The sequence below is a fragment of the Paraburkholderia sp. genome (assembly GCF_035656215.1).
Lineage (GTDB): Bacteria > Pseudomonadota > Gammaproteobacteria > Burkholderiales > Burkholderiaceae > Paraburkholderia.
In genome coordinates this window covers 1-12365 of the sequence record NZ_DASRSY010000219.1, presented here as the reverse complement: position 1 = coordinate 12365, position 12365 = coordinate 1, and the positions used below count along the sequence as shown (strand labels likewise).

The following is a 12365-nucleotide window of genomic DNA, read 5'->3' as shown; positions in this document are numbered from 1 at the left end:
TCGGCGGCAGCTACAACTACCAGATCCACAACGGGCCGCACTCCGGCAACGGTTCGTTCCATGCAGGCGGCGGATTCCAGGCCGGCCACAACGAATCGAGCTATGCCAACACCTCGGGTCTAGCGGGTGGTTTCGAAGCATCGGAAGCATCCGGACAAGGCAAGGTCTGGGGCTACAAGGCCAATGAAGGATCGGGCTTCGTGGCGGTCGGCGAGCAATCGTCCGGCTACTCGACCAGCAAGTCGTCCTCCACAGACGCTTATGGCGCAGCCTGGGGAATCGACGCGAGCCTTGCGACAACTGACGTGACGACCAAGGGTTCGGTGACACAGCACATCAACACGCAAGCGGCAGGAACGCTGACTGCAACCACGGGCGCCAATGCGGCGAACGGCGTGTCGGGCAACCTCGGCATCAACATCGCGGAAGGCATCAGCAACGCCCAAAGCAATGACGTCTCGCTCGCTTCGGTCGACATCGGCAACGTATTCGGCAACGCGCAGATCTTCAACAACCAGTCGTCGTCCGGCTACGCCAGGATCAACAATTTCAATCTGAATGCGTCGATCGGGGATGGCTCGCTGTCGGGCGTGACGGGGAACGTTGGGGTGAATGTCGCCTCGGGTATCGGCAACGTGCAAAACAACAGCCTCGCCGGTGCAGTGACGACGACAACGCCGGGCAACGCGCAAACCACCGCGATGATCGCCACGGATGACAACTCGCAGACCGCCGGCATGACGGTCAAGGGTCAATTCCAGGGTACTGCGATGCTGGGAGCAGGCTCGCTGGCTAACGCATCCGGCAACATCGGCGTGAATATCGCCGGCGGCGCTGGCAACCTGCAACACAACGGCCTTGCAATCGCTGCGCTGAACAGCGGTCATTAAGCCGTCAGCAGGCGCAAGAAGCCTGAAAGAAGCAATCGGGAGGAACGCGCCGGCGGCCATTGCAGCGGCCGGCGCGTGAATAGGCGGGAGACCAGCATGTCCGGGTTCAAGGGATTCCCGGCGCTACCGTTCGTTGTAGCGCTGGCAGGTTGCACTTTGTGCGTCAACAGCTATGCACAGGCGCGCATCGACACGTCCACCTTCGTGGGCGTTCCGTTGACCAAGACGGTTCGTTCGATGCGGGACATCCGTTACAACCACATCGTCAACCAGCAGTTCGATTACAGCTGCGGTGCGGCGGCGCTCGCTACGCTCCTCAAGTACGGCTATGGCATCGACATTCCGGAGACCGAACTGATTCGCCGGATGATGGTTTTCTCGACGCCCGAAGTCGTTGTCAAAAATGGCTTCTCAATGCTCGACATGAAGAAGTTCGTCGAGACCATCGGTATGCGCGGCCGCGGCTTCCGCGTCAACGTCGACGCACTTGAACACCTACAGATCCCCGTGATGGTTCTGATGAACATCGACGGGTATGAGCACTTCGTGATCGTCAAGCATGCACAGGAGGGCCGCATCTTCATTGCGGACCCCGCGCTCGGCAACCGCATCGTGCTCAAAGGAGACTTCGCCAGGACCTGGAACGGCCTCGTGTTCGCGGTCCTCGGCAAACCCTTCAGGGAGGATTCACCGCTATTGCAGGACAACGAGTCGCTCGCGCTCAAGCTTCGCGCCAATGCGCTGGCCAACGGCACTGCGGCGACTCCCTTTGTCGAGTACGGCTTGATCAAGGCAGACCTGTTCTGACCCAACCATGAAGCGCCACCTTTCGCAGTTAGGCCTCGCAATCTGCACCACGATGTGCGGCCTGACCAGCAACGCCTTTGCATCAGAAGGCGCCGGCTCGCCACCGGTGCCTGAGTTTCTTGCTTCTCACGACATCGACTCCGCCGCCATCAAGGTGCAGATGGTGGGCGACGATGTCCTCGCTAATCAGACCGGCAAATATGCCGGTGCCACGATGATTTCAGGCTTCGTTCTGAGTGTCCTTTCGCAATGGCAGTTGCCCAACGGCGTGACCGCCCTCGCCCAAGGCACGCTCTCTGCCGTGCAGAACGCGGTGGGTCAGGTGAGCACTACCGTCAACACGCATGCGAGCGTGACCGGCGGCGGCTCCGGCAATTCCGGAGCCAATCCCAACGCGCAGGCAAACGGTGGGCAGCGCATTTCGGTCAACGGCGTTTCGCAAGTCACGCAAGTGGCGGGCGATCGAAATGCCGGCTCGAACTCCGCGATCATTGATTTCAATAATAGTGCCGTGACGCTGGCGGGGACCGCCAATGCACCGTCAGCAGCGGCCAGTAATTCGACCGGCTCAATCAAAGCCGGCATTTCGTTCGGCAGCAACGGTATCAGCGTCGCGCTGCAGACTCCGGCCGGGCTCGCTACCCAGACCATCACGCCAGGCAACGGGCAAATCGCCCAGTTGCTGCAGATTGCAGGCAATAACCAGCAAGTCGCCAACGCATTGCAGTTGCATCTGCAGACGCAGCAGATGTCGGCCGCAATGATCCGTCAGCTAGGCGTACTACAAGCTCTGCAAAACAGGAGATGACCATGCGGGCCGCCACCCGCCCATAGCTGCACATGCAGTACTGATACGACAGCGCGTTGCCAGGAGACAGGCGGCGCGCTGCCGGAACACCGGGGGAACACAAAATGAACAATTTTTCAACGACAAAGGTGCCGCGCATGGCACTGGCGGCCATTCCCGCCGCCGTGATGCTATTCGCACTTTCGCAAGGGGCAAGCGCGCAGGCGCTGGCCGGACAATCGGTCGACGACCGTCTTAACATGTTGATGCGGGTGGTCGACGAGCAGCAGCGGCAGATTCACTCACTCGAGCGGCAGGTCACCAATCTGGAAATGGCGGAGCGCGGCCGCGGCATGCCGGGCTACGGTGCGCCGGCAGGTAGCGAAGCTGTGGCCGAACAGCCCGGCGCCGACGGCCTGCCGGTACCCCTGCCGCCACTCGCGCAGGTCAACCCCGGCACGCCCGCGCCGGGTGGCAACACGGGCACGGCGACCGGTGTGCCGGTCAATCCGCCGCCGCCGGATGGCAGCAACGCAGGCGGTTTGCCTGCCGCCACCGACGGCAGCGGCGCGATCGGCACGACCCAGAAAGCCGCCGAACCGGTGCGCACGCAAGCCGAAGAAGCCGTCGTGCAGCGCGAGCATGCGCCGCTCTTCGACCACAAGCTGACGCTGGACTGGGGCATCAGCGATACCTACTACGATCGCCGCCAGTTGCAGTTGTCGGGCTTCCTGGCGCTCGACGCAATTTTCCTAGGCAACATCAATCTGGGCGAGACCAAGTCGCACCAGGTGATGGCCGATCTCGATACGCGCTACGGTTTGACCGATCGCATGAGTATCGACGTCGACGTGCCGTATATCTATCGGCACAGCAACTTCATCGTCGGCGGCGCGGGTGGCGCAGCGAGCACGTTGTCGGACGCGTCGGTGAACGGCAGCGATATCGGCGACGTCAACTTCGGGATCTACTACCAGTTCCTGAAAGAGACCAATAGTCTGCCGGACGTGGTCGGCAGTCTACGTATCAAAGCGCCGACCGGTTCGTCACCGTTCGGCGACAAGTTAATCCAGGTCGACAACGACAACACCAACCTGGTCGCGCCCAGCAAACTGCCCACTGGCACGGGCTTCTGGAACATCACGGCCGGTGTATCGCTGTTGAAAACTTACGACCCGGTGGTGCTGTTCGGCAGTCTTTCGTACACCTACAACATCGCGCGCTCGTTCGCGGACATCTCGTCGGTGCAGGGACAAACCGAGCCGGCGACGGTCAAGCTCGGTGACATCGTGCAGTTCGGCGGTGGCGTGGCGCTGGCGTTCTCCGACAAGGACTCCGCGAGCATCTCCTACACCATGGCGCTCGAACCCGAGTCGAAGACGCGTGCGCCGGGCGGCTCTTACTCCAAGGTGCCAGGCAGTGAAACTACGGCCGCGGCGCTGAATTTCGGCCTGAACCACGTCGTGAACAAACATCTGACTATCAATGGCTCGGTCTCCGTCGGCTTGACGCCGGATGCGCCGAACTTCGTGGTCGGCGTGCGGTTTCCCTACACCTTCTGACGTGTCAACGAAACGAGGTCGAACGTGCGTGAATCACCTCATCTGACCAGTGTTACCCCGGTGGCGGGAGCGGGATCGCATATAACGCTTGCGGTGCCGAAGGAGATACCTGCTGGCCGCTCCCTCGAAGCCGTGACGAACCGGCCTGCAGTGGCGGCGGTCGCTTCGATTTGTGCGCAGGCCAGCCATGCGCACACCGAACGCACGGTACTGTACGTGGCGCGCACGCCGGACGATACGCTCGTCGCGCATCTGAAAAGCCGCGGCTGGAATGTCGCGGTGGCGCGCTCGTCGCATGAGCTCGGCAAGCTCGTGAAGCCCGACGTGGCCTGCGCCGGCATCGTCGATCTGGCGAGCTTCCCGCCGCGCGATCTGGGTGGCCTCGAAGCGAGCTTGCGCCAGCAGCAGATCGGCTGGATCGCGCTCGCCACCAACGAAAGGCTCGGCGATCCGCTGGTACGTCGACTCGTGCGCCACTACTGCTTCGACTACGTGAAGATGCCGGTGGCAAACGCGACGGTCGACTATCTGGTCGGCCACGCCTTCGGCATGGTGACGCTTTGCGAGCCGGAACTCGCCCCGCCTGTGAGCGATTCCGGCGACGAGGAAATGGTCGGCACCTGCGAGGCGATGCAGAACCTCTTTCGCACAATCCGCAAGGTGGCCAACACCGATGCGAGCGTATTCATCTCCGGCGAGTCGGGCACTGGCAAGGAGCTCACCGCACTCGCGATTCACGAACGCTCGCCACGCCGCAAAGCGCCGTTCATCGCGATCAATTGCGGCGCGATTCCGCATCATCTGTTGCAGTCCGAACTATTTGGCTACGAGCGTGGCGCGTTCACCGGTGCGAATCAGCGCAAGATCGGCCGCGTCGAAGCCGCGGACGGCGGCACGCTGCTGCTCGACGAAATCGGCGATCTGCCACTCGAAAGTCAGGCGAGCCTGCTGCGCTTTTTGCAGGAAGGCAAGATCGAACGCCTCGGCGGTCGCGAATCGATTCCGATCGACGTGCGGATCATTTCGGCTACCCACATCGACCTCGAAGGCGCGATGCGCGAAGGACAGTTCCGGGCCGACCTGTTTCACCGCCTGTGCGTGCTGCGGGTCGACGAACCGCCGTTGCGGGCACGTGGCAAAGATATCGAAATCCTCGCGCATCACATCCTGCACAAGTTCAAGATCGATAGCGCCCGCAATATCCGCGGCTTCACGCCGTCGGGGATCGAGGCGCTGTACAACTACAACTGGCCCGGCAATGTGCGCGAGCTGATCAACCGGGTGCGCCGCGCAATCGTGATGGCGGAAAACAAGCTGATTTCCGCTGACGACCTCGACCTCGCGCAGTTCACCGGGCAACAGACCATGAGCCTTTTGCAGGCACGCGAAGCCGCCGAGAAACGCGCGATCGAAGCGGCGCTGTTGCGACATCGTCACCGGTTGAACGAGGCGGCGGTCGACCTGAATATTTCGCGTGTGACGCTGTACAGACTAATGGGTCAGCACGGGCTTCGGGGGCTGAGTGCGGCCGACGGGAAGGCGTCGTTTGAACCGCTCGCAGCCGACGAGCCTTCGCACCAATGACGTGACGCCTGGCACGGCGGCCGGCACGGTGACGCGCAGCGCCGGCCGGGTTTGCTTGCCCGGGTTTGTTGCCCGGCCTGGGTTCGGCATGGCCTGCCAGGGTGAGGCAGTGCCTGCGCGGGGCCACCTCGCGGCCTCCCACGGTGGAAGCGCTGTTGGAAACGCTGGCTGCCCCGCCAGTACCCTCACTGCCCGGCCATGGTGGAAGCGGTAGCCGGTCAAGCTGGCGCCAGCGTAGCCGCCCATCCGGGCTCTGAGCCGGCTTGCATAGCAGTGCCGTCTCGCGCCTCAGGTAGAATCAGCCTGGTTACGTTCCCCTTTCCATTCGATGACGACGCTCACCCTGATCGTCGCTCGCGCCAATAACGGCGTGATCGGCCGCAACAACCAGTTGCCCTGGCGACTTCCCGAAGACCTCGCGTTCTTCAAGCGCACCACGATGGGCGCGCCCATCATCATGGGCCGCAAGACGCATGAATCGATCGGCCGGCCGTTGCCGGGACGCCGCAACATTGTCGTGACACGGGATGCCGCACGGCGCTTTCAGGGCTGCGACGCGGCCACCACCCTCGAAGATGCGCTGAAGCTCGCCGCGCAGGACCAGGCGCCGGAAGCGTTTCTGATCGGCGGCGCGCAGTTGTATGCGGAAGGTTTGCGCCAGGCGGACAAGCTGATCGTCACCGAGATTTCCGCCGACTTCGAAGGCGATGCCACGTTCCCTGAACTCGATGAAAGCGAGTGGGAAGAAGTCGCGCATGAAACGCATCGCGCGGACGCGCCGAATGATTTCGATTATGCGTTCGTGACTTATAAGCGTAAGGGGGCTTGAGGTTTTGCGCTGAGCCTGGTACATCGGGCTTAAGAAAGCATCTGCCACCAGCCCCAACGCACACATAAAAAAAACGCCAAGCAATTGCTTGCGTGGCGTTTTTTATTCGGCCTTCTTGCGCGACCCGACTGCGCCGGGCTGCGGCCGCGTTAACCGAACTGCTTACTGCCCCGCAATCGTCATTCGTTCGATCAGCACCGAACCCGTTTCCTTGGTACCGCGCGTGATCGTATCCGCGCCGATCGCGACGATATGGCGGAACATCTCCTGCAAGGTGCTCGCTACAGTGATTTCCTCGACCGGATACTGGATCTTGCCGTTCTCGACCCAGAAGCCCGACGCACCGCGCGAATAATCGCCTGTCACGTAGTTCACGCCCTGCCCCATCAGTTCGGTCAGCAACAGGCCAGTGCCGAGCTTTTTCAGCATTGCCTCGAAATCGTCTTCCGGGCGCGTCTTCGAGCTGCGCAGCGACAGATTGTGCGAGCCGCCGGCGTTACCGGTGGTCTGCATACCGAGCTTGCGCGCCGAGTAGGTGGACAGGAAGTAGCCTTCCACCACGCCGTCCTTCACCACCGAGCGCTGTTTGGTACGCACGCCTTCTTCGTCGAACGGCGCGCTGCCCATCGCACGCGCGACGTGCGGATCTTCGACCACCTGGACGTGCGGCGCGAACACCGGCTTGCCGAGGCTGTCGACGAGGAACGAGGTCTTGCGGTACAGCGCGCCGCCGCTCGTGGCCTGAACGAACGCGCCGAGAATGCCGGCGGCGAGCGGCGCTTCGAACAGCACCGGCACCTTGCGCGTGTCGAGCCCGCGCGCGCCGATGCGCGACAGCGCCCGTTGCGCCGCGTAACGGCCCACCGCCTCCGGATCGGCCAGGTCTCCCGCGCTACGGGTCGACGTGTACCAGTCGTCGCGCTGCATGTTGCGCGCGCTGCCGGCAATCGGTGCGCACGCGATGTAGTGGCGCGAGTACGGATAGCCGGCGAGGAAACCGCGCGAGGTAGCCAGCACGAATTGCGAGTGCTGCGCCGAGACGCTCGCGCCTTCCGAATTCCTGATCTGCGGATCGGTGGCGAACGCGGCGTCTTCCGAGCGGCGGGCGATTTCCACCGCTTCGTCGGCCGACAGATTCCACGGGTGATACAGATCGAGATCGCGCGGTGCGGTTTCGAGCAAATCTGCCTCGGCGAGGCCCGCGCAGTCGTCTTCAGCGGTGAAGCGGGCGATGTTGTACGCCGCCGCGACCGTATCCTTCAAAGCCTGCGACGAAAAGTCAGAAGTGCTCGCGTTGCCGCGTTTGTTGCCGATGAACACCGTCACGCCGACCATCTTGTCGCGGTTGTGTTCGATCGTCTCGACTTCGCCGCGCCGCACGGAGACGGACAGACCGTCGCCTTCGGAAATCTCGGTCGCCGCGTCGGTACCGCCGAGCGACTTCGCGTGACGAAGGATGTCCGAGGCGATTTCCTTCAGTTCATCCTGGGTATGCGGAAAAAAGCGCTGCTTGACGTCCATGTCTGCTGCCATTGTCGTTGCCGTCCTGTTCGGGGCCGAGCGGCCCTGTGTGTTCGCCCATGTCACGCACGTGCGGGCACATTTGCGTGCGCATGTGCGTGCGCATGTGCGTGCGCATGTGCGTGGTTACGCATCCCGCGATCATAGCAAGGTACGCGAAGCTGTACCTGGCATTCGCTGCGCCCGGCGTTGCCCTGGCACTGCCCTGGTATGGTCATGGCTTTCTCCCGGCTTGCCAGGCTCGCCGCGTTTGCAAAAACTCCGGCGCAGGGCCTTGTGCACAGCAGCACGGCGGGTTCAGAGGACGCGGCACGCTACAATATCGGTATGACACGCAAAACCCGCATTCAACCCATCGAGTCCGCCGAGCCGGAAGTCGACGAGAACGGCTACGACCGTCCCAGCAAGTCCCAGCTCAAGCGCGACATGCACGAGCTGCAGGAGTTGGGCTCGGCGCTGATCGCGCTGCCCAAAGACGCGCTCAAGCGCATGCCGATGCCCGAAAAGCTCGACGACGCCGTACGCGAAGCGCGCCGCATCACCGATCACGAAGGCAAGCGCCGCCAGGTGCAGTACGTCGGGCGCGTGATGCGCTCGTTGCTGGACGAGGAAACCGCCGCGCTGCGCACCGCGCTCGACACCTATAACGGTGTCAACAAGGCGGAAACGGCCAAGCTGCACTGGATCGAGCGCACCCGCGAGAAACTGCTCGCCGACGACGCCGCGCTGACTGAATTCATCCGCCAGCACCCGAATGCCGATCCGCAGCAGGGTCGCACGCTGATCCGCAACGCCCGCAAGGAAGCGCAGCAAAGCAAGCCGCCGCGCTACTTCCGCGAACTGTTCCAGTGGATCAAAAACGCCGACGGCCCGTCTGCCGACACCGATTCCGAAGCGGAAGACGCCCTGGAAGACGACGATGACGACCGCGACGCTTAAGCCGACGCGCCAGCATCCCGACGAAATCGTGATCGGCCTCGTGTCGATCAGCGACCGCGCGTCCACCGGCGTGTATGAGGACAAAGGCATCCCGGCTTTGCAGGAATGGCTTGGCCTTGCCCTGAATTCACCGTTTCAGGTGGTCACGCGGCTGATTCAGGACGAAGCGCCCATCATTTCCGCCACGCTGATCGAACTGGTCGACGAGGTCGGCTGCGATCTGGTGCTGACCACCGGCGGCACCGGTCCGTCGCGCCGTGATGTGACGCCGGAAGCGACTTTGGCGGTGGCCACGAAGGAAATGCCGGGTTTCGGCGAGCAGATGCGGCAGATCAGCCTGAATTTTGTGCCGACTGCGATTCTGTCGCGCCAGGTGGCGGTGATCCGCGAAACGGCAGGGCATGCCGCGCTGATCGTCAATTTGCCGGGGCAGCCGAAGTCGATCAAGGAAACGCTGGAAGGCTTGCGTGACGCCGAAGCAGGCGGCGCAGTGAAGGTGCCGGGGATTTTCGCCGCCGTGCCCTATTGCATCGATCTGATCGGCGGCCCGTATATGGAAACCAACGCCGACGTAGTGAAGGCGTTCCGGCCGAAGAACGCGGTGCGCGCGCCTCGGCAGGATTAAGGTTGAAACGGCAGCTTGGGCGCTATTCCGCGGCAGGCGTTTCCGGCTCCTGCGAGGCCGCCGGAATCAGGAAATGCTCGCGGTAGTACTTCAGCTCGTCGATCGATTCATGGATGTCGGCCAGCGCTGTGTGCATCGCGCGTTTCTGGAAACCCTTGTAGATTACCGGCTGCCAGCGGCGGCACAGTTCCTTCAGCGTGCTGACGTCGAGATTGCGGTAATGGAAGAAGCGCTCCAGATCCGGCATCCAGCGCGCCATGAAACGGCGGTCCTGGCAGATCGAGTTGCCGCACATCGGCGATTTGCCGGGTGGTACATAAGCGCTGAGAAAATCGCGAATCTGCTCGGTGGCGTCGGCTTCACTCACCGTCGACGCCTTCACGCGATCGATCAGACCCGAGCGGCCATGCGTGTTCTGGTTCCACTGATCCATTTTGGCGAGCGTCTCGTCGCTCTGATGAATCGCCAGCACCGGCCCTTCAACCAACCTGTCGAGCGTCGAATTCGTCACCACCACCGCGATTTCGATGATGCGGTCGGTGTCCGGCTCGAGCCCGGTCATTTCCATGTCCAGCCAGACGAGATTCATGTCGCTGCGCACGAGCGGCGGCTGTTCGGTGGATGAGAGGATGTCAGTCATGAAGGCAACCCTGATGGCCGGGCAGACGGCTTACTGGAAGCACGTTTGCCGAGGCAATTGTTCGTATGAGATTGGTTTGAGCCGGTTTATGCCGGTTTGGACTTATCGTCCCCGCCGCCAGGCGGGAAGAAACATATAATTCTCGCATAGATACCACGGAATCCCCGGATGCCTACCCTGTACTTCACTGTTCTGTTCGTCGTCGCCGTCGTGGCGATGGTCGGCACCAAACTGTGGCTCGCGTCGCGGCAGATCCGCTTCGTCGCGGGTCATCGCGAGCAGGTGCCGAGCCAGTTTGCCGGCACCATCGCGCTCACCGCGCATCAGCGCGCCGCGGACTACACCGTCGAACGCACGCGGCTGACGATGATCGAGATCGTCGTCGGCGCCGCTGTGCTGATCGGGCTGACGCTGCTGGGCGGCGTTCAGTCGCTCGATCTGGCGATTTCCGATTGGCTGGGCCGCGGCTACGCCGGCCAGATCGCGCTGGTCGCGGCGGTGATCGCGATCACTAGCGTGATCGACCTGCCGTTCGAGTACTACCGGCAATTCGTGGTCGAGCAACGCTTCGGCTTCAACCGGATGAGCAAGGGTATTTTCTTCCTCGACCGTCTCAAGGGCATCCTGCTCGGCGCCGCGTTCGGCCTGCCGCTGCTGTTCGTCGTGCTATGGCTGATGAACCAGGCCGGCAGCCTGTGGTGGCTGTGGACTTGGGTCGTCTGGGTCGCGTTCCAGATGCTCGTGCTGGTGCTGTATCCCTCGTTTATCGCGCCGCTCTTCAACAAGTTCGAGCCGCTCAAGGACGACGCGCTGAGAAGCCGCATCGAAGCGCTGATGCAGCGCTGCGGCTTCGCGGCCAAGGGCCTGTTCGTGATGGACGGCAGCCGTCGTTCGGCACACGGCAATGCCTATTTCACCGGCTTCGGCGCCGCCAAGCGGATCGTGTTCTTCGATACGCTGCTCGCGCGCCTGTCGGGTAACGAGATCGAAGCGGTGCTCGCGCACGAACTCGGCCACTTCAAGCGCCGCCACGTGATCAAGCGGATGGTCGTCACGTTCGCGATCAGCCTCGTGATGCTCGCCCTGCTCGGCTGGCTCACGCAATGCGTGTGGTTCTATGAAGGACTGGGGGTGCGGCCGTCGCTGATCGGCGGTAATAGCGGCCTCGCGCTGGTGCTGTTCTTCCTCGCGCTGCCGGTGTTCCTGTTCTTCGTCACGCCGCTCGGCAGCCTGAGCTCGCGCAAGCACGAGTTCGAAGCCGACGCCTTCGCCGCCACGCAAACCGATGCGCAAGATCTCGTCAACGCGCTCGTCAAGCTGTATGAGGACAACGCGTCGACCTTGACGCCCGATCCTCTCTATACCGCGTTCTATTACTCGCATCCGCCGGCGTCGCAGCGGATCGACCGCCTGCTGCGGCACGCATGAGCGGCCGCTCCCCGAAAGCGCCGCGCGCGCCGTCCAGCACGCGCGTGGGCGGCCTGGTGATTGCTGCTCATGGGCGCCACTACATGGTCGCACCGGAAGACGGCAGTCCGATGCTCCAGTGCTTCCCGCGCGGCAAGCGCAGCGAAGTGGCCGTCGGCGATCGCGTGATTTACGAACCGACTTCGGCTGATCAGGGCGTGATCGTCGAGATCGGCGAGCGGCGCAATCTACTGTATCGCTCGGATCAGTACAAGTCGAAACTCTTTGCCGCGAACCTCGATCAGTTGCTGGTCGTGCTGGCCACCGAACCGCATTTCAGTGAAGACCTGCTCGGCCGCGCGCTGGTTGCCGCCGAGGCACACGAGTTGAAGCCGTTGATCGTGCTGAACAAGATTGACGTTGTAGGTGAACTTGCGGGCGCGCGCATGCGCCTGGAACGCTATACCGCGTTGGGTTATACGGTCGTGGAAGTGTCGATCAAGACGCAGCCTGACGCCGCGCGCGCCGCTTTGATCGAGCATCTGCAAGGTCACTCGACGCTGCTGCTCGGCCAGTCGGGCATGGGCAAATCGACGTTGGTGAATCTGCTGATTCCGGATGCCGAGGTTGCTACGCGTGAGATCTCGACCGCGCTGAACAGCGGGCGGCATACCACGACTTTCACGCGGCTCTACCCTTTGCCCGGTGGTGACGGCGGTGCGTTGATCGATTCGCCGGGCTTCCAGGAATTCGGCCTGCATCATCTGACCGAAG

The 12365-nt window shown here is 62.7% G+C and carries 11 protein-coding genes and 1 pseudogene; 10 read left to right on the top strand and 2 right to left on the bottom strand.

Annotation, left to right across the window (positions count from 1 at the left end):
- The 6 genes and pseudogenes from VFE81_RS12475 to VFE81_RS12450 form a co-directional block, all read left to right on the top strand.
- Positions 1-890: pseudogene (locus VFE81_RS12475) on the top strand (hypothetical protein); the annotation flags it as partial.
- A 96-nt stretch (positions 891-986) separates the two neighbouring features.
- A complete protein-coding gene (locus VFE81_RS12470) occupies positions 987-1697 on the top strand; it encodes a C39 family peptidase (RefSeq protein ID WP_325044886.1) in 711 nt (236 codons plus the stop codon).
- Between the two features lie 7 nt (positions 1698-1704).
- Positions 1705-2505 (top strand): peptidase C39, encoded by an 801-nt coding sequence (locus VFE81_RS12465; protein WP_325044885.1) that lies wholly within the window; start codon positions 1705-1707, stop codon positions 2503-2505.
- A 104-nt stretch (positions 2506-2609) separates the two neighbouring features.
- The gene (locus VFE81_RS12460; RefSeq protein WP_325044884.1) at positions 2610-4046 is read left to right on the top strand and encodes a hypothetical protein; all 1437 of its coding nucleotides are present in this window, start codon (positions 2610-2612) and stop codon (positions 4044-4046) included.
- A gap of 150 nt (positions 4047-4196) precedes the next feature.
- Positions 4197-5630, top strand: a complete 1434-nt coding sequence (locus VFE81_RS12455; RefSeq protein ID WP_414695584.1) for a sigma-54 dependent transcriptional regulator — start codon at positions 4197-4199, stop codon at positions 5628-5630.
- A 328-nt stretch (positions 5631-5958) separates the two neighbouring features.
- Positions 5959-6459, top strand: a complete 501-nt coding sequence (locus tag VFE81_RS12450; RefSeq protein WP_325044882.1) for a dihydrofolate reductase — start codon at positions 5959-5961, stop codon at positions 6457-6459.
- A gap of 162 nt (positions 6460-6621) precedes the next feature.
- Here VFE81_RS12450 and pmbA read toward each other — a convergent pair whose 3' ends face one another.
- Entirely contained in the window at positions 6622-7992 is a 1371-nt protein-coding gene (gene pmbA, locus VFE81_RS12445) for a metalloprotease PmbA (RefSeq protein WP_325044881.1), read from the bottom strand.
- A 315-nt stretch (positions 7993-8307) separates the two neighbouring features.
- Here pmbA and yjgA point away from each other — a divergent pair, with 315 nt between their 5' ends.
- Together yjgA and mog are read left to right on the top strand one after the other, a co-directional pair.
- On the top strand, positions 8308-8919 hold the full coding sequence (yjgA, locus tag VFE81_RS12440; RefSeq protein WP_325044887.1) for a ribosome biogenesis factor YjgA: 612 nt from the start codon (positions 8308-8310) through the stop codon (positions 8917-8919).
- Positions 8900-9544, top strand: a complete 645-nt coding sequence (gene mog, locus VFE81_RS12435; RefSeq protein WP_325044880.1) for a molybdopterin adenylyltransferase — start codon at positions 8900-8902, stop codon at positions 9542-9544. Before yjgA ends, mog begins: the two co-directional genes overlap by 20 nt.
- Before the next feature lie 22 nt (positions 9545-9566).
- Here the strand turns inward: mog and orn are convergent, their stop codons facing one another.
- Positions 9567-10184, bottom strand: a complete 618-nt coding sequence (orn, locus tag VFE81_RS12430; RefSeq protein WP_325044879.1) for an oligoribonuclease — start codon at positions 10182-10184, stop codon at positions 9567-9569.
- A gap of 168 nt (positions 10185-10352) precedes the next feature.
- Between orn and VFE81_RS12425 the strand changes: the two genes are divergently transcribed.
- Complete coding sequence (locus tag VFE81_RS12425) at positions 10353-11612, top strand: M48 family metallopeptidase (protein WP_325044878.1); 1260 nt, start codon at positions 10353-10355, stop codon at positions 11610-11612.
- Positions 11609-12365: ribosome small subunit-dependent GTPase A (rsgA, locus tag VFE81_RS12420; RefSeq protein ID WP_325044877.1), on the top strand; the 757-nt coding region annotated here is incomplete at its 3' end. The genes VFE81_RS12425 and rsgA, both read left to right, overlap by 4 nt.

Bases quoted from the DNA above. Each gene is read 5' to 3' on its own strand.
- VFE81_RS12470 (WP_325044886.1), top strand. From the start codon at position 987: ATGTCCGGGTTCAAGGGATTCCCGGCGCTACCGTTCGTTGTAGCGCTG.
- VFE81_RS12465 (WP_325044885.1), top strand. From the start codon at position 1,705: ATGAAGCGCCACCTTTCGCAGTTAGGCCTCGCAATCTGCACCACGATG.
- VFE81_RS12460 (WP_325044884.1), top strand. From the start codon at position 2,610: ATGAACAATTTTTCAACGACAAAGGTGCCGCGCATGGCACTGGCGGCC.
- VFE81_RS12450 (WP_325044882.1), top strand. From the start codon at position 5,959: ATGACGACGCTCACCCTGATCGTCGCTCGCGCCAATAACGGCGTGATC.
- pmbA (WP_325044881.1), bottom strand. From the start codon at position 7,992: ATGGCAGCAGACATGGACGTCAAGCAGCGCTTTTTTCCGCATACCCAG.
- yjgA (WP_325044887.1), top strand. From the start codon at position 8,308: ATGACACGCAAAACCCGCATTCAACCCATCGAGTCCGCCGAGCCGGAA.
- mog (WP_325044880.1), top strand. From the start codon at position 8,900: ATGACGACCGCGACGCTTAAGCCGACGCGCCAGCATCCCGACGAAATC.
- orn (WP_325044879.1), bottom strand. From the start codon at position 10,184: ATGACTGACATCCTCTCATCCACCGAACAGCCGCCGCTCGTGCGCAGC.
- VFE81_RS12425 (WP_325044878.1), top strand. From the start codon at position 10,353: ATGCCTACCCTGTACTTCACTGTTCTGTTCGTCGTCGCCGTCGTGGCG.